General features: G+C 72.0%; 24 protein-coding genes, 2 tRNA genes and 1 pseudogene. 11 read left to right on the top strand and 16 right to left on the bottom strand.

The window, feature by feature from the left end:
* Positions 1-85: 85 nt before the first annotated feature.
* The 3 genes from fdh to nrfD are packed head-to-tail and all read left to right on the top strand — an operon-like array spanning position 86 to position 5,279.
* The gene (gene fdh, locus ACRYCC_RS37545; RefSeq protein ID WP_433818822.1) at positions 86-3,340 is read left to right on the top strand and encodes a formate dehydrogenase; all 3,255 of its coding nucleotides are present in this window, start codon (positions 86-88) and stop codon (positions 3,338-3,340) included.
* A 2-nt stretch (positions 3,341-3,342) separates the two neighbouring features.
* Positions 3,343-4,269 (top strand): 4Fe-4S dicluster domain-containing protein, encoded by a 927-nt coding sequence (locus tag ACRYCC_RS37540; RefSeq protein WP_433818821.1) that lies wholly within the window; start codon positions 3,343-3,345, stop codon positions 4,267-4,269.
* On the top strand, positions 4,266-5,279 hold the full coding sequence (nrfD, locus tag ACRYCC_RS37535) for an NrfD/PsrC family molybdoenzyme membrane anchor subunit (RefSeq protein ID WP_433818820.1): 1,014 nt from the start codon (positions 4,266-4,268) through the stop codon (positions 5,277-5,279). The genes ACRYCC_RS37540 and nrfD overlap by 4 nt, the downstream gene beginning before the upstream one ends.
* 33 nt (positions 5,280-5,312) lie before the next feature.
* Here the strand turns inward: nrfD and ACRYCC_RS37530 are convergent, their stop codons facing one another.
* Together ACRYCC_RS37530 and ACRYCC_RS37525 are read right to left on the bottom strand one after the other, a co-directional pair.
* Positions 5,313-6,176 carry an NAD(+)/NADH kinase gene (locus ACRYCC_RS37530; protein ID WP_433818819.1) on the bottom strand — a complete coding sequence of 288 codons (864 nt, stop codon included), beginning with the start codon at positions 6,174-6,176 and terminating at the stop codon, positions 5,313-5,315.
* A gap of 77 nt (positions 6,177-6,253) precedes the next feature.
* Positions 6,254-6,865, bottom strand: a complete 612-nt coding sequence (locus ACRYCC_RS37525; RefSeq protein WP_433818818.1) for a TetR/AcrR family transcriptional regulator — start codon at positions 6,863-6,865, stop codon at positions 6,254-6,256.
* A 175-nt stretch (positions 6,866-7,040) separates the two neighbouring features.
* Between ACRYCC_RS37525 and ACRYCC_RS37520 the strand changes: the two genes are divergently transcribed.
* Both ACRYCC_RS37520 and ACRYCC_RS37515 read left to right on the top strand, forming a co-directional pair.
* Positions 7,041-7,952: an ABC transporter permease gene (locus ACRYCC_RS37520; RefSeq protein ID WP_433818817.1), complete on the top strand. Its 912-nt coding sequence runs from the start codon at positions 7,041-7,043 to the stop codon at positions 7,950-7,952.
* The gene (locus ACRYCC_RS37515; protein WP_433818816.1) at positions 7,909-8,760 is read left to right on the top strand and encodes an ABC transporter ATP-binding protein; all 852 of its coding nucleotides are present in this window, start codon (positions 7,909-7,911) and stop codon (positions 8,758-8,760) included. The genes ACRYCC_RS37520 and ACRYCC_RS37515 overlap by 44 nt, the downstream gene beginning before the upstream one ends.
* A gap of 32 nt (positions 8,761-8,792) precedes the next feature.
* Here the strand turns inward: ACRYCC_RS37515 and ACRYCC_RS37510 are convergent, their stop codons facing one another.
* Positions 8,793-9,608, bottom strand: a complete 816-nt coding sequence (locus ACRYCC_RS37510; RefSeq protein WP_433818815.1) for a PIG-L family deacetylase — start codon at positions 9,606-9,608, stop codon at positions 8,793-8,795.
* Positions 9,609-9,679: 71 nt separating this feature from the next.
* Positions 9,680-10,114, bottom strand: coding sequence for a DUF6069 family protein (locus tag ACRYCC_RS37505; protein ID WP_433818814.1), 435 nt, complete (start codon positions 10,112-10,114; stop codon positions 9,680-9,682).
* 232 nt (positions 10,115-10,346) lie between these two features.
* On the opposite strand from ACRYCC_RS37505, the gene ACRYCC_RS37500 reads away from it, so the two are divergent.
* A complete protein-coding gene (locus ACRYCC_RS37500) occupies positions 10,347-11,357 on the top strand; it encodes an AraC family transcriptional regulator (RefSeq protein WP_433818813.1) in 1,011 nt (336 codons plus the stop codon).
* A gap of 24 nt (positions 11,358-11,381) precedes the next feature.
* Here the strand turns inward: ACRYCC_RS37500 and ACRYCC_RS37495 are convergent, their stop codons facing one another.
* The 3 genes from ACRYCC_RS37495 to ACRYCC_RS37485 all read right to left on the bottom strand — a co-directional run bounded on the left by ACRYCC_RS37495 (position 11,382) and on the right by ACRYCC_RS37485 (position 14,591).
* A complete protein-coding gene (locus ACRYCC_RS37495) occupies positions 11,382-12,365 on the bottom strand; it encodes an EamA family transporter (protein ID WP_433818812.1) in 984 nt (327 codons plus the stop codon).
* Between the two features lie 279 nt (positions 12,366-12,644).
* Positions 12,645-13,481, bottom strand: a complete 837-nt coding sequence (locus tag ACRYCC_RS37490; protein WP_433818811.1) for an SCO4651 family lipoprotein — start codon at positions 13,479-13,481, stop codon at positions 12,645-12,647.
* Positions 13,482-13,763: 282 nt separating this feature from the next.
* On the bottom strand, positions 13,764-14,591 hold the full coding sequence (locus ACRYCC_RS37485) for an exodeoxyribonuclease III (RefSeq protein WP_433818810.1): 828 nt from the start codon (positions 14,589-14,591) through the stop codon (positions 13,764-13,766).
* 108 nt (positions 14,592-14,699) lie between these two features.
* Here ACRYCC_RS37485 and ACRYCC_RS37480 point away from each other — a divergent pair, with 108 nt between their 5' ends.
* On the top strand, positions 14,700-15,551 hold the full coding sequence (locus ACRYCC_RS37480; RefSeq protein ID WP_433818809.1) for an EamA family transporter: 852 nt from the start codon (positions 14,700-14,702) through the stop codon (positions 15,549-15,551).
* Positions 15,552-15,614: 63 nt separating this feature from the next.
* Here the strand turns inward: ACRYCC_RS37480 and ACRYCC_RS37475 are convergent, their stop codons facing one another.
* The 3 genes and pseudogenes from ACRYCC_RS37475 to ACRYCC_RS37465 all read right to left on the bottom strand — a co-directional run.
* Positions 15,615-17,090 (bottom strand): serine/threonine-protein kinase, encoded by a 1,476-nt coding sequence (locus ACRYCC_RS37475; RefSeq protein ID WP_433818808.1) that lies wholly within the window; start codon positions 17,088-17,090, stop codon positions 15,615-15,617.
* A 103-nt stretch (positions 17,091-17,193) separates the two neighbouring features.
* Positions 17,194-17,838 carry a nitroreductase family protein gene (locus tag ACRYCC_RS37470; protein ID WP_433818807.1) on the bottom strand — a complete coding sequence of 215 codons (645 nt, stop codon included), beginning with the start codon at positions 17,836-17,838 and terminating at the stop codon, positions 17,194-17,196.
* 67 nt (positions 17,839-17,905) lie between these two features.
* Positions 17,906-18,919 (bottom strand): annotated as a pseudogene (locus ACRYCC_RS37465) (TDT family transporter); the annotation flags it as partial.
* 104 nt (positions 18,920-19,023) lie between these two features.
* Here ACRYCC_RS37465 and ACRYCC_RS37460 point away from each other — a divergent pair.
* On the top strand, positions 19,024-19,935 hold the full coding sequence (locus tag ACRYCC_RS37460; RefSeq protein WP_433818806.1) for a LysR family transcriptional regulator: 912 nt from the start codon (positions 19,024-19,026) through the stop codon (positions 19,933-19,935).
* A gap of 59 nt (positions 19,936-19,994) precedes the next feature.
* A tRNA-Met gene (locus ACRYCC_RS37455) sits at positions 19,995-20,071 on the top strand.
* Between the two features lie 126 nt (positions 20,072-20,197).
* On the opposite strand, the gene ACRYCC_RS37450 is transcribed toward ACRYCC_RS37455, so the two are convergent.
* The 4 genes from ACRYCC_RS37450 to ACRYCC_RS37435 all read right to left on the bottom strand — a co-directional run bounded on the left by ACRYCC_RS37450 (position 20,198) and on the right by ACRYCC_RS37435 (position 22,559).
* Positions 20,198-20,797: a dihydrofolate reductase family protein gene (locus ACRYCC_RS37450; RefSeq protein WP_433818805.1), complete on the bottom strand. Its 600-nt coding sequence runs from the start codon at positions 20,795-20,797 to the stop codon at positions 20,198-20,200.
* Positions 20,794-21,261, bottom strand: a complete 468-nt coding sequence (locus ACRYCC_RS37445) for an SRPBCC family protein (RefSeq protein ID WP_433818804.1) — start codon at positions 21,259-21,261, stop codon at positions 20,794-20,796. The genes ACRYCC_RS37450 and ACRYCC_RS37445 overlap by 4 nt, the downstream gene beginning before the upstream one ends.
* Positions 21,258-21,602 (bottom strand): ArsR/SmtB family transcription factor, encoded by a 345-nt coding sequence (locus ACRYCC_RS37440; RefSeq protein WP_433818803.1) that lies wholly within the window; start codon positions 21,600-21,602, stop codon positions 21,258-21,260. Before ACRYCC_RS37440 ends, ACRYCC_RS37445 begins: the two co-directional genes overlap by 4 nt.
* A gap of 222 nt (positions 21,603-21,824) precedes the next feature.
* Positions 21,825-22,559, bottom strand: coding sequence for an ArsR/SmtB family transcription factor (locus tag ACRYCC_RS37435; protein ID WP_433818802.1), 735 nt, complete (start codon positions 22,557-22,559; stop codon positions 21,825-21,827).
* A gap of 65 nt (positions 22,560-22,624) precedes the next feature.
* Between ACRYCC_RS37435 and ACRYCC_RS37430 the strand changes: the two genes are divergently transcribed.
* Complete coding sequence (locus ACRYCC_RS37430; RefSeq protein ID WP_433818801.1) at positions 22,625-23,416, top strand: MFS transporter; 792 nt, start codon at positions 22,625-22,627, stop codon at positions 23,414-23,416.
* Positions 23,417-23,431: 15 nt separating this feature from the next.
* A tRNA-Met gene (locus ACRYCC_RS37425) sits at positions 23,432-23,508 on the top strand.
* 179 nt (positions 23,509-23,687) lie between these two features.
* Here ACRYCC_RS37425 and ACRYCC_RS37420 read toward each other — a convergent pair.
* Together ACRYCC_RS37420 and ACRYCC_RS37415 are read right to left on the bottom strand one after the other, a co-directional pair.
* A complete protein-coding gene (locus ACRYCC_RS37420) occupies positions 23,688-24,665 on the bottom strand; it encodes an acetylxylan esterase (protein WP_433818800.1) in 978 nt (325 codons plus the stop codon).
* A 29-nt stretch (positions 24,666-24,694) separates the two neighbouring features.
* Positions 24,695-25,504: an IclR family transcriptional regulator gene (locus tag ACRYCC_RS37415; RefSeq protein WP_433818799.1), complete on the bottom strand. Its 810-nt coding sequence runs from the start codon at positions 25,502-25,504 to the stop codon at positions 24,695-24,697.
* Positions 25,505-25,578 lie beyond the last annotated feature (74 nt).

Genomic DNA, 25,578 nt, shown 5'->3' with positions numbered 1-25,578 from the left:
GGCCGTTTCAGCCGCCGTCCCGGTTCAAGGTCCCTGCGCGGGGTAGGGCGTCCCCGATCGACTATTCGCGCAGGTGGAGGGCGTCATGGGGCTGCGATCTCGGATCGCGGAATGGCCGGTGTACCGGCAGCTGACGGGCGATGACCCGCTGGGCCGCGGGGCCGCGGTCGCGTCGCCGCACACCCGGTCCCTGCGCGCCCGCACCGCCACGGCCGACCGGGTCGTGAAGTCGATCTGCCCGTACTGCGCGGTGGGCTGCGCCCAGAACGTCTACGTCTCCGGCGACCGGGTGGTGCAGATCGAGGGGGACCCCGACTCGCCGGTCAGCCGCGGCCGGCTGTGCCCGAAGGGCTCGGCGAGCCTGCAGCTCACGACGGGATCGGCGCGCGAGCACAGGGTGCTCTACCGGCCTCCGCACGGAGCCGACTGGGAGGAGCTCGACCTCGAGACGGCGATGGACATGGTCGCCGAGCGGGTGATCCGTACCCGTGCCGCCACCTGGCAGTGGGACTGCGGCGAGGGCTCCCGGGTCCGCCGGACGATGGGCCTGGCCAGCCTGGGCGGGGCGACGCTGGACAACGAGGAGAACTACCTCATCAAGAAGCTGTTCACCGCGCTCGGGGTGGTCCAGGTGGAGAACCAGGCCCGGGTCTGCCACAGCTCCACGGTGGCGGGGCTGGGCACCTCCTTCGGGCGCGGCGGGGCGACCACCTACATGCAGGACCTGCAGAACGCCGACTGCATCGTCGTCCAGGGCTCCAACTTCGCCGAGGCGCACCCGGTGGGGTTCCAGTGGGTGATGGAGGCGAAGGCACGCGGAGCCAAGATCATTCACGTCGATCCCCGGTTCACCCGTACGAGCGCGCTGGCCGACCTGTACGTGCCCCTGCGGGCCGGTTCCGACATCGCCTTCCTGGGCGGGATCATCAACCACGTCCTGTCCACCGAGGCGTACTTCCGCGAGTACGTGCTCGCCTACACCAACGCGGCCACGATCATCACCGAGGAGTTCCGCGACACCGAGGACCTCGACGGGCTGTTCTCCGGGTTCAACGAGGAGACCCGGCACTACGAGTTCGACACCTGGCAGTACGAGGGCATGGACGTCGCCGCCTCCTCGGGGGACCGCGACTCGCAGTACGACAGGCGCACCAGGCAGGGCCGGACCATCCGGGAGTCGGGCCGGGGGGAGAGCCACGGAGCCGGCGGGGCCGCCATCGGCACCGGCACGCCGCGCACCGACGAGACCCTGCGGGATCCGCGGTGCGTCTTCCAGATCCTCAAGCGGCACTACGCCCGCTACACCCCGGAGATGGTCCAGCAGATCTGCGGAGTGCCGCCCGAGCTGTTCGCGCAGGTCTGCGACGCGCTGGTGAGCAACTCCGGCCGCGACCGGACCAGCGCCTTCGCCTACGCGGTCGGGTGGACCCAGCACACCGTCGGCTCGCAGTACATCCGGGCCGCCTCCATCCTGCAACTGCTGCTGGGCAACATCGGGCGCCCGGGCGGCGGCATCCAGGCGCTGCGCGGGCACGCCAGCATCCAGGGCTCCAGCGACATCCCCACCCTTTTCGACCTGCTACCGGGCTACATCCCGATGCCGCACGCGCACGCGCACCAGGACCTCGCCGCGTTCATCACGGCCGACGCCGCCGAGAAGGGCTACTGGGGCAACATGCGCTCCTACGTCGTGAGCCTGCTCAAGGCGTGGTGGGGCGAGGCGGCCACCCCGGACAACGACTTCTGCTTCGACTACCTGCCGCGGCTGACCGGGAGCCACAGCACCTATGAGACCGCACTCGCCCAGCTCGACGGCGTCTGCAAGGGCTACTTCCTGATGGGGGAGAACCCGGCCGTCGGCTCGGCCAACGCCAAGGTGCAGCGGCTGGGGATGGCAAATCTCGACTGGCTGGTGGTCCGCGACTTCTCACTGATCGAGAGCGCGACCTGGTGGAAGGACGGCCCCGAGATCGAGACCGGGGAGCTGCGGACCGCCGACATCGGCACCGAGGTGTTCTTCTTCCCCGCCGCCGCGCACACCGAGAAGTCGGGCAGTTTCACCAACACCAACCGGATGCTCCAGTGGCATCACACCGCCGTCGACCCGGCCGGCGACGCCCGCAGCGACCTGTGGTTCATGTACCACCTGGGGCGGCGCATCCGTGCCGCGCTGGCCGGCTCCACCGAGGAGCGGGACCGGCCCGTACTCGACCTGACCTGGGACTACCCCACGGAGGGCGAGCTCGAGGAGCCCAGCGCCGACGCGGTGCTCGCCGAGATCAACGGCTACGGGCCCGACGGGGCGCACCTGTCCTCGTACGACCAGCTCACCGGCGACGGCTCCACGTCCTGCGGCTGCTGGATCTACTGCGGCGTCTACGCCGACGGCGTCAACCAGGCGGCCCGCAGGAAGCCCGCCGCCGAGCAGGACTGGATCGCCGCCGAATGGGCCTGGGCGTGGCCGGCCAACCGGCGGATCCTCTACAACCGGGCGTCCGCCGACCCCGAGGGCAGCCCGTGGAGCGAGCGCAAGGCCCTGGTCTGGTGGGACGGCGAACGCTGGACCGGCCACGACGTGCCGGACTTCGCCCCGGACATGGCCCCGTGGTACCGGCCACCGGAGGGCGCCACGGGCCCCGCCGGCCTGTCGGGTACCGACCCGTTCGTCCTGCAGGCCGACGGCAAGGGCTGGCTGTTCGTGCCGGCCGGGCTGGTCGACGGCCCGCTGCCCACGCACTACGAGCCGCAGGACTCGCCGTTCGACAACCCGCTGTACGGGCATCAGCGCAACCCGGCCAGGGAGGTCTTCCCCGGCGAGCACAACCGCTTCCACCCCAGCGGGTCCGAGCCGGGCGCGGAGGTGTTCCCCTACGTGGTCACGACCTACCGGCTGACCGAGCACTTCACCGCCGGCGGGATGAGCCGCTGGACGCCGTACCTCGCCGAGCTGCAACCGGAGTTCTTCTGTGAGGTCTCGCCGGAGCTCGCAGCCGAGCGCGGGCTGGAGCACGGCGGGTGGGCGACCATCGTGACGGCCCGCAACGCGATCGAGGCCCGGGTGCTGGTCACCGACCGGATGGCGCCGCTGCGGGTCCAGGGCCGCACCCTGCACCAGATCGGGCTGCCGTTTCACTGGGGTCCCAATGGCCACTCGCGCGGGGACGCGGCCAACGAGCTCGCGTCCATCGCGCTGGACCCGAACGTGCACATCCAGGAGGTCAAGGCGCTCACCGCCGACATCCGCCCCGGCCGCCGGCCGCGCGGGCCGGCGCTGCCGGAGCTGGTCCGCGACTACCGGCAGCGGGCGGGCATCACCGAAGAGACCGGAATGAGGATCTGACCATGGGACTGCTCTCCGGTCCTGAGCCGGACGTCGCCGGGGACGCCGGGCATCACGACCATCCGCCGCGCAGGGGCTTCTTCACCGACACCTCGGTGTGCATCGGCTGCAAGGCCTGCGAGGTGGCCTGCAAGGAGTGGAACGCCATCCCCGAGGACGGGCTGACCTTCACCGGCATGTCGTACGACAACACCCAGGGGCTGGGCGCCGACACCTGGCGCCACGTGGCCTTCATCGAGCAGCGCCGGCCGCTGCGCGAGGAGGACCTCGGCGACGACCTCGGCGGCGTGGACGTGCTCGGGCTGGCCGCCGACGCCGCGGGGAACGGCGACGGCGCCGGGATGCGCTGGCTGATGGCCTCCGACGTCTGCAAGCACTGCACCCACGCGGCCTGCCTCGACGTCTGCCCCACCGGGTCGCTGTTCCGCACCGAGTTCGGGACCGTGGTCGTGCAGGAGGACATCTGCAACGGATGCGGCTACTGCGTGCCCGCCTGCCCGTACGGAGTGATCGGCCAGCGCGAGGACGACGGCCGGGTGTGGAAGTGCACCCTGTGCTACGACCGGCTCGGTGACGGCATGGAGCCGGCCTGCGCCAAGGCCTGCCCCACCGACTCCATCCAGTACGGCCCGCTCGACGAGCTGCGCGAACGCGCCGCCGCCCGGGTGACGCAACTGCACGAGGCGGGCGTCCCCGAGGCCCGGCTGTACGGAGAGGACCCCTCGGACGGGGTCGGCGGGGACGGGGCGTTCTTCCTGCTGCTCGACGAGCCGGAGACCTACGGGCTGCCACCGGATCCGGTCGTCACCACCCGGGACCTGCCCTCGATGTGGCGGCACGCGGGGGCCGCGGCACTGACCCTGCTCGGCGGGATCGCCGCGACGTACGCGGCCACGGCGACGACCAAGCTCACAGGGAGGCGCGGGTGAGCGAGGCCCAGGTCACCAGGGAGGGGCTGCGGGGAGAGCGGCCCGGGCGGGAGGCGCCGGTGGGCGTCCAGGGCCCGCGCCGGCGCCGCGGGCGCAGGGGCGAGCAGAGCATGGTCCCCGACGCCGAGTTCACCTCCTACTACGGCCGGCCGATCATCAAGGAGCCGACCTGGAGCGCCCTCGACATCGCGGGCTACCTCTTCCTCGGCGGGCTGGCCGGGGCGTCCTCGGTGCTGGCCGCGGGCGCGGCCGTCACCGGCCGTACGAGGCTCGCCCGGGTGGGCAGGACCGGCGCGCTGGCCGCGATCTCGCTGTCCACCGTGGCGCTGGTGCACGACCTCGGCCGGCCCGCGCGGTTCGGCCACATGCTCCGGGTCATCAAGCCGACGTCGCCGATGAGCGTCGGCTCGTGGACGCTCGCGGCGTACGCTCCCGCGGCCGGGGTCGCCGCGGTCACCGACCTCACCGGATGGTTCCCCCGGATCGGCCGGGCCGCCACCGGATGGGCGGCGCTGACCGGCCCCGCCGTCGCCTCCTACACCGCCGTCCTCATCGCCGACACCGCGGTGCCCGCCTGGCACGAGGCCTACCGCGAGCTGCCCTTCATGTTCGCCGGCTCGGCCGCCACCGCCGCCGCCGGGCTCGGCCTGCTCGCCGCGCCGCGGACCGAGACCGGCCCCGTCCGGGTGGTCGCCGTGTACGGCACCGCGCTGGAGCTCGCCGCCGCCGCCCGGATGGAACGGCGGCTCGGGATGGTCGCCGAGCCGTACACCACCGGCGCGAGCGGCCGGCTCATGCGGGCCGGCAAGGCGCTGACCATTGCCGGAGCCGTCATCGCCGGCACGCTCGGCGGGCGGTCCAGGGCCGCCGCGGCACTGTCGGGCACGGCCCTGCTGGCGGGCTCCGCGTGCACCCGGTTCGGCGTCTTCCGGGCCGGTGTCGCCTCGGCCAGAGACCCCAAGTACACCGTCGTCCCGCAGCGGCAACGGCTCCGCCAGGAGGCGCGCTGAGACCCCGGAACGCACACGAGGCGCGGGGAGAGCTCAGTCGACCTCGAGGCTGCCGTTGACGCGCAGCTTGCGGCGGGCCCGTTCGTAGAAGGTGGTGTCGCCCAGCCGTACCACCATCGCGGCGGCGCGGATGGCGTTGATGGCCAGCCGGTCGCCGGCGGAGACGTACCCGGCGACGATGCCGTCCACCTCCACGGCCAGCCGCCCGCTGGTGGGCAGCACCTCCAGGGCCGCCTCCTCGTCCGCGGACAGCACCAGCGCCCGGTTGAACGCCGAGTGCGCGGCCGCCGGGACGACCAGGAACCCCTCGACGGTGGGGGACACGATCGGGCCGCCGGCGGAGAAGCTGTAGGCGGTCGATCCGGTCGAGGTCGCCACGATCACCGCGTCCGCCGCGTACCGGACGAAGGGGTGTCCCTGCACGTCGATCGCCACCGCCGCGAGCCCGTCACCGGGGATGCGCACCAGGGCTATGTCGTTGAACGCCGTGTGCACCGACCCGTCGGGAAGGACGGTGGAGACCGCCATCCGGGGCTCCACGAGGTAGCGGTGCTCGTCGATGACCGAGAGCCCGCGGGGAAGATCCTCCACGTTGATCTCGGCGAGGAAGCCCAGCCGGCCCAGGTTGACGCCCAGCACGGGCGTCGGCCGCCCGGTCACCAGCCGCATCGTCCGCAGCATGGTGCCGTCCCCGCCCAGGCTCACCAGCAGGTCGGAGCGCTCGATCAGGACTTCCGCGGTCACCGGCACGGCGCTGCAGTCGATGCGCAGGATCTCCTCGGGCAGTCCGAGGACGGTCGCGCTGCGCTCGCCGGCCCACTCCACGATCGTGTCGATCGCGATCTTCGAGTCTCGTCTGGGGTGCAACACCAGTCCGACCGTGCCGACCATTCCCATACCGTCACTGTACGGGGCCGCCGGAAGCCGGCGGCTGACCAGGTGATCTCTGGCCGGAACGGCTCCAGGTGCGGTGATCAGCCGGTGCCGGTGAGCGCGGCGGTGGTGGCGGCGGCGAGCCGGTCGAGATGGCCCTTGGGCAGGGGGGTGCGGATCACCGCGAGGCGCCAGTAGAGCGGACCGGTGATCAGGTCGAGGGCGAGCTCGTGGTCGGAGCCGGCGGGCAGTTCGCCGCGCCCGACGGCGTTGCGCAGGACGACGGTGATGACGTCCCGCTGGGTGTCGCGGAGCGCGACCTCCAGCGTCCGGGCGATCTCCGGGTTGCGGGCGGCCTCGGCCAGCAGGTCGGGGATGATCTGGGCGGCCAGCGGGTTGCGCAGGGCGCGGGCGATCATGCTCAGCAGGACGCGCACGTCCCCGCGCAGGGTGCCGGTGTCGGGCACCGGCATGCCCTGCACGGCGATGGCCGACACGACGTCGATGACGATGTGCAGCTTGGAGGGCCACCGGCGGTAGACGGCCGTCTTGCCCACCCCGGCCCGGCGGGCGACGGCCTCGATCGACATCCGGGCGTACCCGGTGGAGGCGAGTTCCTCGATGACGGCGGCGCGGATCGCGTCGGTGATGTCCTCCCGGAGCACGGCGGCTCCGGCCGGAGCGCGACGGGATGTAGGCAATTCCGCTGTCATGCCCCGATCCTAGCGCGACGACGAAACGGTTGCGTTCCATCCTGGCCCTCACTACCATCGACGGCAGGACGTAACGGTACCGTTCTATCGTCCGCAATGGCGATGCAAGGGGACGACGCGCCATGCGCACGGACCCGGCACGCGCCCCTGTTCCCTCACGAATGAGAGCGCTGAAGTGAGCCGACCAGGCAGATCCGACACGGCGTTGCTCGACCCGGATGCGGGTCTGAGCGCCGAGGCACTGGCCATGAAGTACGGGCTGACGGTGAGCGGCGCCCGGCCCGGCCTGGGCGACTACACGCGCGGGCTGTGGTCGCGCCGCCACTTCATCACCGGCTACGCCACCGCCCGGCTGACGGCGATGTACACCAGCGCCAGGCTGGGGCAGATCTGGCAGGTGATGACCCCGCTGCTCAACGCGGCCGTGTACTACCTGATCTTCGGTGTGCTGCTCGGGACCCGGCACGGGATCGCCAACTTCGTGCCCTTCCTGTGCACCGGCGTCTTCGTCTTCAACTTCACGCAGTCCGCGGTGCTGTCCGGCACCCGCTCGATCGAGGGCAATCTGGGGCTGATCCGGGCGCTGCACTTCCCCCGGGCCTGCCTGCCGATCGCCTTCACCCTCATCCAGCTCCAGCAGCTGATGTTCTCCATGGGCGTGCTCGCTGTGATCGTGCTGGCGTTCGGCGAGCCGGTCACCCTGCGCTGGCTGCTGGTCGTGCCGGTGCTGCTGTTGCAGTCGATGTTCAACGCGGGGCTGGCGATGGCCGTGGCCCGCATCGGTGCCAAGACCACCGACACCGCACAGCTCATGCCGTTCCTGCTGCGCACCTGGATGTACGTCTCCGGGGTCTTCTACAGCCTCAAGGTCTTCACCGCGCACGCTCCGCACTGGATCGCGGTCCTGCTCGACACCAACCCCGCGCTGATCTACATCGACCTGATGCGCTACGCGCTGCTCGACTCGGTGGCCGCCGACCGGCTGCCCCCGCACGTGTGGCCGCTGGCACTGGGCTGGGCGGTCCTGGTGGGAGTCGCGGGCTATGTCTTCTTCTGGAAGGCGGAGGAGGAGTACGGCCGTGGATGAGGTCCTGACGAAGACGGCCGCACCGGCGGCGCCCACACCGAGCGGCGTACGGGTGCCCACCGTCATCGTGGACGGGGTGCACGTCGTCTACAAGATCCACGGAGCCGGGGCCGGGCGGGGGAGTGCCACCGCGGCGCTGAGCCGGATGCTGCGGGGCCGGAGGTCTCCGGCCATCCGCGAGGTGCACGCCGTCCGGGGGGTGAGCTTCACCGCCTACCGGGGCGAGGCCGTCGGCCTGATCGGCGGCAACGGGTCGGGCAAGTCCACGCTGCTCAGGGCCGTCGCCGGTCTGCTGGCCCCGCAGCGCGGGCGGATCTACACCGACGGCCGGCCGTCGCTGCTGGGCGTCAACGCCGCGCTGATGAACGACCTCAGCGGCGAACGCAACGTCGTCCTGGGCTGCCTCGCCATGGGCATGAGCCCGCGGCAGATCAGGGCGGAATACCAGGGCATCGTGGAGTTCTCGGGCATCAACGAGCGCGGCGACTTCATCTCGCTGCCGATGCGCACCTACTCCTCCGGCATGGCCGCCCGGCTGCGGTTCTCCATCGCCGCGGTCAAGACGCACGACGTCCTGCTGATCGACGAGGCTCTCGCCACCGGCGATCTGCGGTTCAAGAAACGCAGTGAGGACCGCATCCGCGAGCTGCGCGAGGACGCGGGCACGGTCATCCTGGTCAGCCACAACAACAAGTCCATCCGGGACACCTGCGACCGCACGATCTGGCTGGACTCGGGCGTGGTCCGGATGGACGGGCCGACCGACGAGGTCCTGCGGGCCTACGAGGAGTCGGCCCGCAAGAGCTGACCTCACGGGTGCGCCGGAAGGGTCCTCGTACGTCAGCGGAGCCCGGCGAACAGATCGTCCTCCTGGTCCGGCGCCTCCACCCGGCTGAGGTGGCGGACGAAGAACTCGGCGGCGAACACCTCGTGCTGCACCTCTTCGGGCAGCCGGAGCAGGAAGATGTTCTCGCCCTGGCTGGCGTGTGCCTCCAGGGCCTTGCGCTTGCGCTCGACGTACGGCGAGACGTCGACCATGCTCGTGATCAGTTCCTCGGGGACGCCGAAGTCCTCGGGCAGCTCGATCTCGGCCATATCGGCGCCGTTGGCCCGCATGAACTCGAAGAGCCGGCGGATCCGCTCGCGCGGCACGGCGGTGTAGTAGAGCTTGGCGGGGATCGCGGTGGCCTCGGCCGCGGCGATCGCGATCCGGTGGGCCTGGATGTGATCGGGGTGACCGTACCCCCCGTTCTCGTCGTAGGTCACCACGACCTGCGGGCGGTAACGCTCCATCAGCGCGCCGAGCCGCGCGGCGGCGACGTCCACCGGGACCTCGGCGAAGGCTCCGGGATGCTCGTTGGCGTCCCAGCCGGCCATGCCGGAGTCGCGGTAGCCGAGCAGTTCGACCACCTCGATGCCCAGATGGTCCGCGGACTCCCGGAGCTCCTGCAGGCGGAGCCTGCTGACGGCTTCGGGGTCGTGGCCGGGCTCGCCCGGCTTCACCCCGTCGGGCCCGTCGCCCTGCTCGCCGTTGGTGCAGGTGACCAGGACGGTACGGACGCCCTCCGCCGCGCTGCGGGCCAGCAGGCCGCCGGTGCCCAGCACCTCGTCGTCGGGGTGGGCGTGCACGGCCATTAGGGTCAGTTCGGTTGGCATGGGTCTCCGTGCTCCTGGGGAGGGTGGCCGTTCGACCTGCCCCACTCTACGTCGATACCTCGCACGGCCGGTCAGGCCGCCGGTCGTCCTCCTCCCCGCAGCGACGGGATGAGCACGGCGGCCACCGCGAGGTGCATGAGGGACAGGGCGACCTTCGTGCCGGTCGTGGCCGACACCGTGACGACCGGCACGAACGACAGCAGCAGCACCGCGGCGGCGAGCCCGGTCCACCAGGTCCGGGCCCGGCGGGTCCGGTGTTCCAGCAGGGCCAGCACGCCCCAGCCGAGCAGCGCCACGACGAGCGTGCAGCCGGCGACCATCGGCAGGCCGACGACCTGGGACTCCTGCCCGTCGCCCTGGGCGACCCTGAGGTCGACGTCCAGCGCGCGGGCGACGAGCCAGAGCAGCCCGGCCGCCGCGACGGCGCCGCCGGCCGCGATGGCCCTGCGGCGCCGCCGGGTGCCGCCGGACGGGGCAGGCGCGGAGGTACGGTCGTCAGTGATCATGGTGATTTCTCTTCCTGGTGACTGGTGACTGGTGATCGGTGAGGCGCGGGCGGGAGCGCCGGCCGGGCGAGGACGGTTCGGGCGGGGGCGGCTTCTTCGTGCCCTCCGGCTGGAGGGGCGACCGTTTCGCCTGCCACGACCGTAGGGCTCGGTTGGGCAACGTCCAATGCGCCGGGATCTCGGATTCATACGTGATCGTCTCAGCCAGGGCGGACGGCGATACGCTGACGCGATGGACGTCCTCAGCGATGTGATCGCCGTGATGCGCACCGGGGAGCCTCGTTCGTCACGGGTGGAGTGGTACGCCCCGTGGGGGCAGCGCTTCATGCCGGTGCGCGGGGCGGCGGGCTTCCAGGTGATCCTCCAGGGGTCGTGCTGGCTCGTCCCCGTGGACGGTGCGCCCTTCGCCCTCGGTGTCGGCGACGTGGTCTTCATGCCGCACGGCCGGGGGCACGTCCTGGCCGACAGCCCGACCACCCCGGCGGCCGAGCCGGGCTGCGACCCGCGGGACGGCTCCCGCTTCGAACGGCGTCATCACGCCCCGCCCGTCGGCCGGATCCGCCCGGACGGCGCCGCGACGGTGACGCTCTGCGGCGCCTACCAGCTCGATCCGGCCCGGGCGCATCCGCTGCTCGGCGATCTGCCCGACCTGATCCATCTGCCCGCCCGGCCGGGGCATCTCCCCGAGATACGCGGCGCGGTGGAGCTCCTCGGGGCCGAGCTCGTCAACCCGTGGCCCGCGGACGCCGTCGTGCGCGCCCTGCTCGACATGCTCCTGCTCTACATCCTGCGCGCGTGGTTCGCCGACCAGCCCGGCCGCGGCCCGGTCACCGGCTGGACCGCGGCGCTGAACGACCCCGCGATCAGCGCGGCGCTGTCCAGCCTCCACGGTGATCCGGCGTACCCGTGGACCGTGGAGACGCTGGGAGCCCGTGCGGGGCTGTCGCGGGCGGCGTTCTCGCGGCGGTTCACCGGGCTGGTCGGGCAACCGCCCCTGACCTACCTCACCTGGTGGCGGATGACCACCGCGGCTCGCCTGCTGGTCGACACCGACGCCCCGCTCGGCGTGGTCGCCGCGCAGGTCGGCTACACCTCCGAGTTCGCGTTCGCCAACGCCTTCAAGCGCCGGTACGGCACCGCTCCGGGCCGGTACCGGCGCGGGCCACGGGAGGGCGGCTCGATGGCGGGCGGTCACGACCGTACGGCCGGCGCGCCCGGATCCGGCCGGGAGGCCGCCGAGTGAACGCGGGTCTCCGGCCCCGGTGGCTCAGCCGGGCTGCGGTTCCCTGGCCGGACTCCGGGCGGTCTCGACGCCCACGGGCGGCGCCGCCTCCTCTGCCGTCGCGGGCCGCCGGGACAGGCTCGACTGTGCCAGCAGCGCTCCGGCCAGCATGATCATGGCTCCGGCGAGCTGGACGGCGGTGAGCGACTGGCCGAGCAGCAGCCAGGCGACGACGATGCTCGCGAGCACCTCCAGGGAGGCCACCGTCGCGCCGACCGCCGCGCTCAGCGTCCGTACGGCCACGATGCTGGTGACGTACGCCAGCACGGTGCCCACCAGGACCAGACCGGCGCACACCACGGCGGCCGGGAGGACGCGCCCGCCGACCTGGAGGTCCCTGCCGAGCACGTGCCAGGGCAGCGCCCACGGCCGGGCCATCGGGGTCAGCGCGGCCACCGCGCCCAGCAGGCCCCAGGTCAGCGAGCCCAGCGGGTGGATCTGGTCGCCCGCCTGCGGGATGAGCAGGAAGTACGCCGCCGCGCAGGCCGCAGTGCCCAGCCCCAGCAGCAGCCCGAACGGATCGATGCCCGCGCCGTCCCAGATCCCGACGACGAACGTCAGGCCGACCAGCACCACCAGCGGACCGGCCAGGGCGGTCCTGGGCAGGCGGGTCCTGCGGACCACCCGGACCCAGAGCACGACGAGGATGGGTGAGGTGTACTCCAGCAGTACCGCGATGCCCACCGGCAGCCGCGCCACCGAGGAGTAGTAGAAGGCCTGGACGGCGGCGAAGCCGATCAGGCTGTACGCGGCGACGGCCGGGATCTGGTGCCGGGGGATCAGCAGGGCGCGCGGGCGGAGCACGACCGTCACGGCCAGCAGGACCAGCGCACCGCCCGCCAGCCGGATCCACACCGTCTGCAGCGGGTCGAGACCGCCGTCGAGCAGTGCCTTGGCCAGCGGCCCCGACCAGCCGAAACCGATGGCCGACACCAGCGCGAACAGCAGCCCGGCTCGGGGCGTCCTCATGGTTCCTCCTCGATCGACAACACCTCCATACCCATTTTGCCGGTGTCTATAGCGACCTGTCGAACTCCCTCGGCGCGGGAGCCGGCCGGGCCGGCCAAGGGGCGAGCCCGTACGGCCGCGGCTCGTGACGCGCCCGCCCGCTTCCCGGCCCGAATGGCGTTCTGTGGTGAGAGAAGTACCTGAGGGCAGCCGGCCGAAAATGGTTTTCTCACCACAGAACGGGGTTCGGTGGCGATGCCCGGTGCTTCGCCCGCAGGATTCCGGGGCGGGGAGGGTGCCCTATCGGATCCCGCCGACCTGGCTCGCGGGCGGCGCGGTGACGGTGAAGCGCCGGCCGTAGTGATAGGTGATCGTGGTGGAGGTCGGGGTGTTGGTCCCCCGCAGGCTGTAGGCGCTCCTGCGGGGCAGGCGCCGGTCGTCGACCCACAGGTCGAAGGAGATCGTGCCGGCCGTGTCGGACCCGTAGATCCCGTAGGACTTCTCGAGCCGTGCCCGGTCCTCGGAGTCGAGCTCGGCCAGGGCGGACTGAGCCGAGACGGATCCCCGGTAGTGGATGGTCGTCGCGCCCTCGACGGTCTCGGTGCCGACGGCGTGCACGTTCTTGGACGCGGTGAACATCTTGGTCACCTTCTCGGGAGTGGTCGCCATGAGGCTGCTGACCACCGCCGCCGCGTTCACCCCCGTCACCCGTTGGAGACCGCCCAGCGGTACCCGGAACCACGGCCTGCCCCCGCTCAGGAACTGCGAGATGACCGGAAGACGCAGATACAGGACGTCGTCCAGGATGACGACCTGGCCCCGGCCCGAGACGTTCGTGCCGCCGTACTGGAGCTGGCTGAAGTCGGCGCTCACGGCCGGGTCCGGCTTGGACCGGAACCGGAACGTCCCGGCCAGCCGGGTCGTCTTCCCGTCCGCGGTGCCGGTCTCGACGATGTCGGCGGCGAAGGTGTCCAGCTTGCCGGCCTTCTCGGAGGTCAGCTCGACCACCTGGGCCGCCGAGAGCCGCCTGCCGTCCCGGGGGGCGGCCCCGCCCTCCTCGTCCACGGCCTTGCATCCTGACAGGCACACCAGCACGGCACCGCCGATCACGGCACCGGTGACGAGACGACGGCTCATGGACGTACCTCCATGTTCGCGGGCCGCCCACCCGGCCGGCGTCGAGGTTTCCCGAGCGGGGAGCGCCGGGACAGATCCTGTCCCGGACATCTCGGGCGCGCAAGGGCCCGCAGGTGACCGTGGCGGGGGCGGGGCCGCCTGTGGAGAGGACCCGACACCTCCGGCGCGGGGTGGCCCGTGGCCGTGTTCGGGCAGCTCGGCACCTGATCCGGGCACTCACCCGGCGTGACGGCGAGCCGGGCGCCGGGTCCGCTCCGCGGTGAGAAATGTCGCAGAGCGTCCCTAGGTGAGGTCCACCACGATGGGGGCGTGGTCGGAGGGGCCCTTGCCCTTGCGAGCCTCGCGGTCCACGTACGCCGAGTCCACCCGGTCGGCGACCGCGGCGGCGGCGTACACCAGGTCGATGCGCATGCCCTTGTTCTGGTGGAACATTCCGGCCCGGTAGTCCCAGTAGGTGTACGGGTGAGGGCCCTTCATCGGCGTGGGCACCACGTCGCGCAGCCCGAGGGCCCGCAGCTCGGCCAGCGCCTCGCGTTCGGGCGGCGTGACGTGCGTCGAGTCCACGAACACCGCCGGATCCCAGACGTCCGCGTCGGTCGGTGCCACGTTGAAGTCACCGCACGCCACCAGCGGGGGCCCCTGCCGCAGCTCGTCGGCGAGCGCGGTCCGCAACGCCGCGAACCAGTCGAGCTTGTAGCGGTAGTGCGCGGACTGCGGCGTCCGCCCGTTCGGTGCGTACAGCGACCACACCCGGATGCCGCCGCAGGTCGCGCCGATCGCCCGGGCCTCCGGGAGGGGCGGCCCGAGCCCGCCCGCCTCGTCCAGCAGATCCGGCTCCGCGGGCTCGCCGGCGAAGCCCGGCTCGCCGGGGAAGCCCAGCGAGACGTCGTCGATGCCGACCCGCGACAGCAGCGCGACGCCGTTCCACCGGCCGTCGCCGTGGGCCGCGACGGCGTACCCGAGCTCACCGACCTCGGCGGCCGGGAACCGGCCGGCGGCGCACTTGGTCTCCTGCAGGCAGACGATGTCGGGCTTGGCCTCGGCAAGCCAGTCGAGCAGCCGCGGCAGCCGTGCCTTGACCGAGTTCACGTTCCAGGTCGCCAGGCGCATGCCCCCAGCCTGCCACCCTGGGGCCACGATGGCCCGCCGGGCCGGAGAGATCGATCCCAACGACCCGGAAGTGTTCCACGCCCGGCCCGTACAGGATGGGGTGGGGGCATGGCCCTGCCGATCGGACCCGTACTCGCCGTGCTCTTCGCCGGGGTGCTGCACGCCGTCTGGAACGCCGTCGCGAAGGGTGTGCCCGACCGGCAGGCCGGATTCGCGCTGATCGGCCTGGGTCAGACGGCTGTGGGCCTGGTGCTGCTGCCGCTGGTGCCGGTGCCCGCCCTTGCGTCCTGGCCGTGGCTCGCGGCCTCGACCCTGCTCCAACTCGGTTACGTGATGCTGCTGGCCCGCTCCTACGACCTGGGCGACTTCGGGCAGGTCTACCCGCTGGCGAGAGGCAGCGCGCCGCTGCTGGTGGCGGCCGTCGCGGCGGTCGCGCTGGGGGAGCGGCTCGGTCCGGTGCGGTTCGCCGGAGTGGCCGCGATCTGTGGTGGGCTGGCGGCGCTCGCCTTCGCCGGTGGCCTGCGCCTGCGTCGTTCGGAACGGCCCGCGGTGTACGCGGCGCTGCTCACCGGAGTCTCCATCGCCGCGTACACCCTGGTCGACGGAGTGGGCGTCCGGCTCTCCGGAAGCGCGACCGGCTACATGGCCTGGATGTTCGCCATCGAGGGCCCGTTGATCGTGGTCTGGGTCCTCGTGCTGCGCGGTCGCGGGCTGCTTCCGGCGATGCGCGCCCACGCCCCGGCGGGCACGGCGGGCGGGCTGATCGCCGCGGTCGCGTACGGCATCGCACTGTGGGCGCAGACCCGCGGATCGCTCGCGGCGGTGGCGGCCCTCCGCGAGACCGGGGTCATCTCAGGAGCGATCATCGGCGCGGTGTTCTTCGCCGAGCCGATGGGCCGCAGGCGCATCCTGGCGGCCTGCGTCGTGGCGTTCGGGGTCGTCCTGCTCAATGCGCGGTGACCACCACGCCCGTGAACGCATCGCCCGTGAACGCATCGCCCGTGAACGCGACGTTCGCCGGGCTCACCGGGTGAGGGTGCCGAACGAGGAGGGCGACTGAGGAGTGTCCGGCTGGTAGCTGAAGCTGAGCTCCCCGCCGGAGGACCGCACGACGAACTCACCGGCACTGGTGCACCCTCCGGCGGTGATGCGCTCACGCAGCCGCACCGCGCCGCCCGGCGCGCCGGGCACGAGGGTCAGCCGCCCCTGGCAGCCGAGCGACGGGTAGAGGGTGGTGCCGGTGGTCCCGCCGCCCCGCAGGGTGAGGGTCAGGGAGTACGTGGGGTTGACCGTCGACGTGGGCTGCCGGCCGGTCCCGGACCACGTGCCGTCCCAGTCCGCCGGGATCGTGGTGGCCGCCGTCGGCTCACCGGACGGCGACGCGCCCGGGGAGGAGCCCGCTCCGGCAGCGGAGCCCGACGCAGAAGCGCTCGTGGAACGCCCGGGGGCGGCGGAGGGGGCGGGCGAGGAGGAGAACGCGCCGGCGACTGCGAGCGCACCGGCGGCACCTGCCCCGAGCAGCACGATCACCCCCGCCGCGACGAGCACGGTGGTCCCCGCGCCCCGGCGCCGTACGGCAGGCCCGGACGGCGGCGGGAACGGCGAGGGGGACGGGGCGGGCGGCGCGGCGTAGGTCCCCGGCAGGGTCGGCGCCTGAGCGGGCCCGGCGGACAGCGTCGTGCCCTCGCGCAGCGCGTCGGCCGGGGCCGCCGGGGTGTGCCCGAGCAGCCGGATGAGAACGTCCTGGGCGGCGGGGCGGGCCGCCGGGTCCTTGGACAGGCAGGCGGTCACCAGCCCGCGCAGCCGGTCGGGCAGGACGCTCACGTCCGGTTCGCTGTAGAGCACCCGTTGGATGATCGCGGGCAGCGTGTCCGAGCCGAACGGGCTCCGCCCGGTCGCCGCGAACATGATGGTGACCGCCCAGGCGAACATGTCGGCGGCGGGCCCGGCGGGCTGCCCGTTCATCTGCTCAGGGGCCATGTACGCGGGGGTGCCGCGCAGCTCGCCCACGGTCGCCGTCACGTCGAGCGCCCTGGCGATGCCGAAGTCGATGACCCGCGGCCCGTCCGGGCCCAGCAGGACGTTGGCCGGTTTGAAGTCCCGGTGCACCACCCCGGCCTGGTGGATCGCCGACAGAGCGGTCGCGGTGCCGATCGCCAGCCGCTCCAGCGCGCCGCCCGTACGCGGCCCGTCGGCCTCCACCACGTCGCTGAGCGAGCGTCCCTCGATGTACTCGCTGACGATGTACGGGGTGTCGCCCGCCACGTCGGCGTCCAGGATCTGCGCGGTGCAGAACGACGCGACCTGCCGGGCCATGGACAGCTCACGGAGCAGGAACGACCCGTCGACCTGGCCGTGCAGCATCTTGACGGCCACCTGCTCACCGGCGGGGCCGCGGCCGAGATAGACGACGCCCTGTCCGCCCGCGCCGAGGCGGCCGACGAGGTCGTACGACCCCAGCCGTGGGGGGTCACCGGGCCGGAGCGGAGCGGAGGCCATCGAGCTCCTCAGAAGGCGACGATCATCTTCGAGCGCACCTTATCGAGTACCCGGCCGGTGCCGGGGTGTGATCGTCGCCCATTCCCGGATATCGGCCGGGCCGCTACCAGCCGTTGAGGTGCATGACCTCCTCCAGCGGCTGGCGGGCGGCGGGCCGGAAGCCGGTGCCGGTGTAGTAGGCGGTCGGGATGAGCACTCCCTGCCGTACGTTCGCGGGCAGGCCCAGCAGCCCGGCGACCTCCTCCTCGTACATCAGGTGCAGGGTCGTCCAGGCCGTGCCCAGGCCGCGGGCGCGGGCGGCCAGCATGTAACTCCACGCGGCGGGCAGCAGAGATCCCCACAGCCCGGCCTGGTTGCCCTGCGGCAGCTCGGCGGTGGGCAGTTCCACACAGCCGATGACCTGCACGGGGACCTGGCCCATCCGCTCGGCCAGGTGCGCCGTGCTGTCGTGCACGCGCCGCTGCACCTCGCTGCGCGCCACGTCGTCGGCGAAGAGCTTGCCGACGGCGTGGTCGGAGGCCAGGTAGCGCTCACAGGCGCGGCGGTAGACCTCGCCGACGGCCGCGCGCAGCTCGGGATCGGTGACGACGATCCATCGCCAGTTCTGGATGTTGGAACCGCTGGGCGCCTGCAGCGCGACCTCCAGGCACTCCTTGACCAGCTCCAGCGGGACGGGCCGGCTGAGGTCGAGGCGCAGCCGTACGCTTCGGGTGGTGGTCAGCAGCTCGTCCACGGTGAGATCGCTCATGTGCCGACAGTATCCGGGGCACCCGGCCGGCGAGTTCTCCCCTCCCGATCGCCCGTACGGTCCGGGTCCCGACCAGGAGCCACGCCAGGACCAGCAGGGCGTACAGGGCCGCCGCCGGCCACCGCAGGGACACCGAACCGGTCCGGGCCGCCAGCGCGCTGAGACCGGTCGCGCAGGTGCCCACGGGGAAGGTGAAGGCCCACCAGGTGAGCGCGAACGGCAGGCCCCCGCCGGTGGCGCGGGCGGTGCGGACCGTGACGGCCGTGGCCAGGCAGAGCCAGAACAGCGCGAAGCCGCCGACCGGCACGCTGTAGATCACCGCCGCGGTGCCGTACGGCTCCGGGAGCGCCCTGCTCAGCAGGCAGACGGCGGTGATCGACTGGCCGAGCGGACCGAGCACGATCCACAGGGTGGGGATCAGGTGGGCGGGACCCGCGCTGATCGACGCCAGTCGGCGGCAGACCAGCGGGATGATCAGCGCGGAGGCCGCCAGGCTCAGCGCGAACATCACCGCGCAGCCGGTCAGGAGCACGCGCCGCGGCGTGCCCGGCGGAAGGTGGGGCACCAGGAGCGCCCCGGTCGCCGCCGAGACCATCGGCGGGACCACCGGCATCAGCCAGGTAGGGGAGGCGTCGCCCGGCCCGCGAGCGTGCCGGGTGGCCATCAGGCAGGGGACGATCGCCATGCCGGCCAGGCCGGTGAGCGTGCCGATGGTCCACAGCACAGCGTCGATCGTCAGAGCCGCGGGCAGGCCCACGAGGTCCCTGCCGGCCAGCAGTGCGCCCGCGCCCACGGTCATCATCGCCATCGGCGGCGCCCCGAGGAACACGGCCATGGCCGGGTCGAGCGCGTGTGCCCGGATGCGGTCCCGGTGGACGACCGAGACGGCGGTCAGCGCGATCAGCAGGACGGCGGCCAGCACCCAGACCCCGCTGGCCGCGGCCCGCTGGCCCGGGAACCGCAGCGGGAGGCCGGCGGTGGCGTTGGCGACGATGCCGGTGCCCATGACGACGGTGAACCAGTTCGGGCCCAGTTCGCGCAACCGCCGGTGGGCCTGGAAGGACCGCCTCGGCAGAGCCATCGTCGTCATGACCCCACCCTCGCCGCGGGGGTCATGATCCGCTAGGCGGCCCGCTCCGATCACCTCATCAGCATCTTTGATGAGGTGAGGCGTACTGTCGGAGAATGGTGTTGTCCCGGGTCCCCGACCTGCCCGCACTGGAGTTGCTGCTCGACGTCGCGCGAACGGGCAGCCTGGGCGCCTCCGCCCGGGCGCACGGCATCTCGCAGCCGGCCGCGTCGGCGCGGATCAAGACCATGGAGCGGCTGATCGGGGTGGCCCTGCTGGAACGTTCCCCGACCGGCTCACGGCTGACCGAGGCGGGACGCCTGGTCACCGGCTGGGCAGGGCCGCTGATCGCGGCGGCGCAGGCGATGGACGCCGGCGTCGACGCGCTGCGGGAACGCCGCGACAGCCGGCTGACGGTGGCGGCCAGCATGACCATCGCCGAGTACCTGCTGCCGGGCTGGCTGGTGGCGCTGCGGCACGACCGCGCCGGCACGGCGGTGTCGCTGCAGACCGGCAACTCCACCTGGGTCGCCGCCCGGGTCCTGGCCGGTGCCGCCGGCCTGGGATTCGTCGAGGGCGCCGAGGTGCCCGCCGGGCTGGACACCGCCGTCGTCGCCCACGACCGGCTGATGGTCGTCGTCGCGCCCGCCCACCCGTGGGCCCGGCGCCGCCGGCCGCTGCCCGCCGCCGAGCTCGCGGCCACCCCGCTCATCCAGCGGGAACCGGGCTCGGGAACCCGCATGGTGCTCGAGAGCGCGCTGGCCGCGTACGGGCCGCCCGCCGCCCCGCTGCTCGAGCTCGCCTCCACCACCGCCGTCAAGAGCGCCGTACGGTCCGGCGCGGGACCCGCCGTGCTCAGCTCGCTGGCCATCACCGCGGAGCTTTCCAGCGGGCAGCTGCGCACCATCGAGGTCGGTGGTCTCGACCTCACCCGGCGACTGCGCGCGGTCTGGCCGGCCGGCACCCGCCCCGCCGGTCCCGCCCGCGATCTGCTGTCCATCACCCGGTCTCCCCGGCCGGAGACCTGACCGTGCCGGGAAACCGGTTTGCCCAAGGGGACCGGGACCACTAAAGTCATACCTACCGACGCGGGGTGGAGCAGCTCGGTAGCTCGCTGGGCTCATAACCCAGAGGTCGTAGGTTCAAATCCTACCCCCGCTACCAAGAAGTAGCAGATCAGAGGCCGGTCCCAGAGTCACCAGGGACCGGCCTTCGATCGTTCGTCGGTCATTCGCCAGTGCGGAAATCGGGATCGCCGCCTGGGCGGATGGGCACGGGCCTCCGGCAGGCTCAGGTGTTCACCCGGTAGGACAGGTGGTGGGCCGACGGAGTGGACACGATGCCGACCTGCTCCAGCCGCAGTCGTTTGGCGTCGTGCGCCGGGAACAGCCTCGTCCCGGCGCCGAGCACGATCGGCGAGAGGTGGATGTTCAGCAGGTCCACCAGGCCCGCGGCGAGGAAGTCGTGACAGACGGCGCCGCCGCCCATGACCACGACGTCCTTGTCCCCCGCCGCCGCGCGGGCCTGGTCCAGGGCGCTGTGCGGGCCGTCGGTGACGAAGGTGAAGCGGTCGCCGAGCCGCCACGTCTTCGGTGCCTGGTGGGTGAGCACGAAGATCGGTGGGGGAGCGTTGCGGTCGGCGCCGTAGCCGATCGACTCGTTCCAGCCGTGCGGGCCGTCGACGACGTCGAACGTGCGGCGGCCCATGATCACGGCGCCGGTGCGCGCGGTCATGTCGTCGAGGATCGCGCCGTCCCCGGGCGTGCCGGAGAACACCCAGTCGTGCAGGGGCTCGCCGTCGATGCCGAGGCCGTGGTCGAGGTCGGCGCCGGGCGCGGTCACGTATCCGTCGAGCGACATCGTGATGTCAACGATCACCTGGCCGGTCATCGGGCCAGCACCTCGTCCAGCCGCTCCATCGAGTCGCGCAGGCCGTGTTCCATGCCGCTGGCGACCATCGCGTCGCGGCTCTCGACCGTCGTGTAGACGGTGCGGCCGTGCACCCGGGTGCGGCCGCCGCCGAGGTCCTCGAACGTCATCGTCTCCAGGCTGACCTGGTTCGGCACGCCCTCGTACTCGAACGTCTGGATGATCAGCTCGTCCGGGACCACGTTGTGGAAGACGCCACGGAAGCCGTACTCGCCGCGGTCGTCGGCGTGGACGTAGTGGTAGCTGCCACCGGGGCTCGCGTCGAACTCGAACAGCTTCATCGTCATGCCGCGCGGGCCGAGCCACTGCGGCACCAGCTCCGGGTCGGTCCACGCCCGGAACACCCGCTCGCGGGGCGCGTCGAACTCCCGGACGACCTCGATGAACGGGGTGCCGGGCTGGGCGGTGATCGTGGTCTCGTTCATTTCTCCTGCTCCTTCATGGTTTCCAGGACTGCGTCGAGCCTGCGGTGGCGCCGTTCTGCCTCCAGCCGGTACGTGTCGATCCAGCTGGTCAGCTGCTCCAGCGCGGTCGCGTTCAGGTGACAGGGACGCCGCTGGGCGTCCTTGCTGCGGGTGATCAGGCCCGCCGCCTCCAGCACGTGGATGTGCCGGGAGACCGCCTGCTTGGTGATGGCGAACGGTTCGGCGAGTTCGTTCACGGTCGCGTCGCCGCGGGACAGCCGGGCGACCAGCGCGCGCCGGACGGGATCGCCCAGCGCGGTGAACGCGCGGTCCAGCCGCTCTTCACCCTCGTCAACCGTCATGCTTATCAACCAATCTGTTTATCAATCGATGTGTTTACTATAAGCACACCGACAGGCGGCCGTCAACACCTCGAGAGAGGCCATCAGACCGGTCGCGAAACGCCGGTTCGGTCACCGGCACGCCGACCTGCCGGGCCACGTAGTCCACTGCGGCGTCGGGGATCTCGCTCCGGCTGCGCCGAGTGAGATGCCGCTGTCGCGCGAGCCCGGAGGCGGGAACGGTCAGCGGTCCTGTCGGCCTGCCGCAGCGGGTGGGTCGTCCCAGTCGAAGGGGACGCCGAAGGTCTGGTGCAGGCCGGTTCGGCCCGCCTCGGTGAGCTGGACGACCCGCCGGGCCCGGCCCCGGCGCAGCCACTCCAGCGCGAACAGCCGGTTCGCCATGGCGGCGCCGAGCGCACCGGCGAGATGGTGGCGGTTCTCGCCCCAGTCGACGCAGTACCGAATCGCCGGTCGCCGTCGGGAGAACTCCTCGACGTCGATCCCGAAGGACCGCAACTCGTCGAGGCCGGTCGGGGTGATCCGGTAGCTGCCCGCGGTGTTGGCGAGAACATCGCCATCCACCAACGCGGTGAGCAGCGCGACCCCGAGCCGCCCGGCGAGATGGTCGTAACACAGCCGGGCCCGCAGCAGCGCCTGTGTGCGCACGCCATCGCGCAGCGATCGGACCGGCAGTGGTCGCGCGATCCTGGCCAGCTCCTCCAGCGCCCTTGCCACATCGGTACTGGCCAGGCGGTAATAGCGGTGCCGGCCGTCGTGCTCGACGGTGAGCAGCTTCGCCTGAGGCAGCCTGGTCAGGTGGCCGCTGATCGTGGACACGCTGACGCCGGCCTCAGCGGCGAGTGCACTGGCCGGCAGCACCCCTCCGTCGGCGAGCGCGCGCAGCACCTTGGTCCGTGACGGATCGCCGATGGCCGCCGCGACCTCGGCGATGTCGGTCTCCGTCGCCGCGTTCCACATGCCGGCATTGTAGGACGACGACACTTCGGCGATCACCGTAGTGATCCCGGGCGAGACTGGCGTTCATGACGGCCACCATGCGGGAACCGACCGCGTCCCACACGAAAGCCGGCCGGCTGCCGCTCGCCGCGGTCTGCCTCGGATATTTCCTCGTCATCTTGGACGTGACCGTGGTCACTGTCGCGATCCCGGTGATCGGCACCGATTTGCACACCGGGCTGACCGCCTTGCAGTGGGTCGTCGACGGCTACACGCTCGCGTTCGCCGGGCTGCTGCTGTTCTGCGGCGGGCTCAACGACCGACTCGGCGGGAAGCCGGTGTTCCTGAGCGGCCTGGTGGTGTTCACCGTCGCCTCGGCCGGCTGCGGGCTGGCGCCGTCCACCGGTGCGCTGATCGGTGCCCGGCTGGTGCAGGGGGTCGGCGCAGCGCTGATGGTGCCGGCCTCGCTCGCATTGCTGCGCAACGCCTATTCCGACCGCGAGTCGCGAGCGCGGGCCTTCGGCGCGTGGGGCATGGTCGCCGGGATCGCCGCTGGTGCCGGTCCGGTGCTCGGCGGTGTGCTGGTGTTCGCGGCCGGCTGGCGGTGGGTGTTCTTCGTCAACATTCCGTTCGGCGTACTCGGCCGCGGGACTCGCCGTGCTCAGCTCGCTGGCCATCACCGCGGAGCTGTCCAGCGGGCAGCTGCGCACCATCGAGGTCGCTGGTCTCGACCTCACCCGGCGGCTGCGCGCGGTCTGGCCGGCCGGCACCCGCCCCGCCGGTCCCGCCCGCGATCTGCTGTCCATCACCCGGTCTCCCCGGGCGGAGACCTGACCGCGCCGGTGAACCGGTTTGCCCAAGGGAACCGGGACCACTAAAGTCAGGCCTACCGACGCGGGGTGGAGCAGCTCGGTAGCTCGCTGGGCTCATAACCCAGAGGTCGTAGGTTCAAATCTTACCCCCGCTACCAAGAAGTACGAGGTCGAAGGCCGGTTCCCAGAGTCTGGGGACCGGCCTCTTGATCGTTGGTCCGTGCAAGGCGTCCATGTCGTAGGTGCGGGCCACGTGGGCGACGTTGGGATAGGCGTCGAATGCCTCGGCGGCGGCCCGGGATGCTTGCCAAGCAACAGGTCAGAGGCCGGTTCTCTATCACTGGGAACCGGTCCGTGCTCGAGCGAAGGGGAACATCTCCCGGTATTGGAAGGCCGCCCCGCCCTCGTGGCCGTTGTACGGCCAGACGGTGATGTCCCTGTCCGTCCCGGCGTAGTGGTTGTAGGCGGCGAAGACCGTCGAGGGCGGGCAGACGGCGTCCATCAGAGCGACCGAGAACAGGGCGGGAGCCGTGGCGCGGGTGGCGAAGTTGACGCCGTCGAAGTAGCTGAGGGTTTCGAAGACCCGGTCCACCTCGGTGCGGTGCGCCTTGAGGTAGGCGGTTATCTCGCCATACGGGTGGGCATCGGTGATCTCTGTGGCGCGACGTTGGTGGCATAGGAACGGGACGTTCGGCATGACAGCGGTCAAATCGTCGACGAGTCCGGCGACGGCCAGGGAGATGCCGCCGCCCTGACTGACGCCGGTGACGAGGACGCGGGCCGCGTCGACGCGGGGGTGGGATCGGGCGGCGTCGACGGCACGGACCGCGTCGGTGAACACGCGGCGGTAATAGTAGTGCTCGGGGTCGGTGATGCCTCGCGTCATGAACCCGGGTGCCTGGGGGCCGCCGAAGGCGTCCGGGTCGGGGGTGTCGCCCACAAGTGAGCCGTTGCTGCCCTGGCCGCGGGTGTCCATGATCAGGTGGGCGAAGCCGGCGGCGCTCCAGGGCAGCCATTCGTGTGGCAGGCCACGGCCGCCGTTGTAGCCGATGTACTCGACGACGCACGGGACCGGCCCGTCCGTGTGCCGGGGAAGCAGGAACCAGCCCTTGATCGGCTGACCGGCGAACCCGCTGAACGTCACGTCGTGGACATCGACCGTGGTCAGGCCCGCGTCATAGGGGGCGAAGATCGGATCGGTCCCGGCGGTCCGGGCCTGCTTGAGCGTGGAGCTCCAGAAGTCGTCGAAGTCCGTGGGTTCGACACGGTCCGGCAGGTACTCGCGGAGCCGTTCCAGGGGCCAGTCGACCAGCACGGGGAGTTCTCCTTGCTCGGGATGTCGGTTCAGCGGGTGGAATCGAGCTGTGCCGGGAGGTGCGCGGGCCCGGTGAAGCCGAGGCCGATGCTGATCGAGTCGGCCGCCTCGATGACCCTGCGGGCCAGTTCCGGCTGGCGGGCGGGCAGGTCGATCGCCGACAGGGGCCCCGAGACGGACAGCGCGGCGACGACCTGCCCGGTGGCGCCCCGGATCGGCGCGGCCACGCAGGCCCGGCTCAGGGCGAGTTCTTCGATCTCGGCCGCGTGTCCGTGCCGGGCGATGTCGGCGATCGCGACGTCCAGTTGTTCATGCGTGGTGAAGGTCCGCGCGGTGTAGGCGACCAGGCCGGCTGCCGGGAGCAGTTCCCGTCGCTGCTCGGGGCCGAGCCCGGACAGCAGGCACTTGCCGAGCCCGGTGGCGTGCAGCGGCTTGACCTGCCCGGCGAGCACCGACGAGCGGGGCGCGTGGCGTCCCTCGAAGTTCAGCAGGTAGAACAGGCGGTCCCCGCGGCGGATCGCGGCGTTGACGCCGAGGCCGAGTTCCGCGGCGAGATTCTGGCAGACCTGCCGCGCCTCTCGATGGATCGGATGGTTGTTGAGCACCGTGGTGGACAGCGACACCACGTCCAGCCCGAGCCGGTAGAGGCCGGTGACGAGATCACGATCGACCAGACCCGCGGACTCCAGCGTCGCCAGGAGCCGGGAGGTCGTCGAGACGCCGAGGCCCGTCACCTTGGCGACGTCGGACACCCGCAGTTCGGTCGGGTCGCCGGCAAGTGATCGCAGGACGCCCAGCGCCCGTTCGACGCTCTGGTTGCTTCCTTGTTCCGACGCCACGCTCGTGCCTCTCCTGCTGCCTGCCGCCGCCTGTGGCGGACGGGTGTGTTCGCGGGTAAGCCATAGTGTCCGGT

Origin of the sequence: Actinomadura scrupuli, assembly GCF_050971785.1 — a bacterium.
GTDB lineage: Bacteria > Actinomycetota > Actinomycetes > Streptosporangiales > Streptosporangiaceae > Actinomadura_E > Actinomadura_E scrupuli.
Note: the sequence above shows the minus strand (reverse complement) of the source record. Positions and strands in the feature narration are given on the sequence as shown.

Bases quoted from the DNA above. Each gene is read 5' to 3' on its own strand.
- ACRYCC_RS37490 (WP_433818811.1), bottom strand. From the start codon at position 13,481: ATGAGCCGTCGTCTCGTCACCGGTGCCGTGATCGGCGGTGCCGTGCTG.
- ACRYCC_RS37500 (WP_433818813.1), top strand. From the start codon at position 10,347: ATGGACGTCCTCAGCGATGTGATCGCCGTGATGCGCACCGGGGAGCCT.
- ACRYCC_RS37510 (WP_433818815.1), bottom strand. From the start codon at position 9,608: ATGCCAACCGAACTGACCCTAATGGCCGTGCACGCCCACCCCGACGAC.
- ACRYCC_RS37445 (WP_433818804.1), bottom strand. From the start codon at position 21,261: ATGAACGAGACCACGATCACCGCCCAGCCCGGCACCCCGTTCATCGAG.
- ACRYCC_RS37530 (WP_433818819.1), bottom strand. From the start codon at position 6,176: ATGGGAATGGTCGGCACGGTCGGACTGGTGTTGCACCCCAGACGAGAC.
- ACRYCC_RS37540 (WP_433818821.1), top strand. From the start codon at position 3,343: ATGGGACTGCTCTCCGGTCCTGAGCCGGACGTCGCCGGGGACGCCGGG.
- ACRYCC_RS37495 (WP_433818812.1), bottom strand. From the start codon at position 12,365: ATGAGGACGCCCCGAGCCGGGCTGCTGTTCGCGCTGGTGTCGGCCATC.
- ACRYCC_RS37475 (WP_433818808.1), bottom strand. From the start codon at position 17,090: ATGGCCTCCGCTCCGCTCCGGCCCGGTGACCCCCCACGGCTGGGGTCG.
- ACRYCC_RS37430 (WP_433818801.1), top strand. From the start codon at position 22,625: ATGACGGCCACCATGCGGGAACCGACCGCGTCCCACACGAAAGCCGGC.
- ACRYCC_RS37450 (WP_433818805.1), bottom strand. From the start codon at position 20,797: ATGACCGGCCAGGTGATCGTTGACATCACGATGTCGCTCGACGGATAC.
- ACRYCC_RS37440 (WP_433818803.1), bottom strand. From the start codon at position 21,602: ATGACGGTTGACGAGGGTGAAGAGCGGCTGGACCGCGCGTTCACCGCG.
- ACRYCC_RS37435 (WP_433818802.1), bottom strand. From the start codon at position 22,559: ATGTGGAACGCGGCGACGGAGACCGACATCGCCGAGGTCGCGGCGGCC.
- ACRYCC_RS37515 (WP_433818816.1), top strand. From the start codon at position 7,909: ATGTCTTCTTCTGGAAGGCGGAGGAGGAGTACGGCCGTGGATGAGGTC.
- ACRYCC_RS37505 (WP_433818814.1), bottom strand. From the start codon at position 10,114: ATGATCACTGACGACCGTACCTCCGCGCCTGCCCCGTCCGGCGGCACC.
- ACRYCC_RS37485 (WP_433818810.1), bottom strand. From the start codon at position 14,591: ATGCGCCTGGCGACCTGGAACGTGAACTCGGTCAAGGCACGGCTGCCG.
- ACRYCC_RS37460 (WP_433818806.1), top strand. From the start codon at position 19,024: ATGGTGTTGTCCCGGGTCCCCGACCTGCCCGCACTGGAGTTGCTGCTC.
- ACRYCC_RS37480 (WP_433818809.1), top strand. From the start codon at position 14,700: ATGGCCCTGCCGATCGGACCCGTACTCGCCGTGCTCTTCGCCGGGGTG.
- ACRYCC_RS37470 (WP_433818807.1), bottom strand. From the start codon at position 17,838: ATGAGCGATCTCACCGTGGACGAGCTGCTGACCACCACCCGAAGCGTA.
- ACRYCC_RS37525 (WP_433818818.1), bottom strand. From the start codon at position 6,865: ATGACAGCGGAATTGCCTACATCCCGTCGCGCTCCGGCCGGAGCCGCC.
- fdh (WP_433818822.1), top strand. From the start codon at position 86: ATGGGGCTGCGATCTCGGATCGCGGAATGGCCGGTGTACCGGCAGCTG.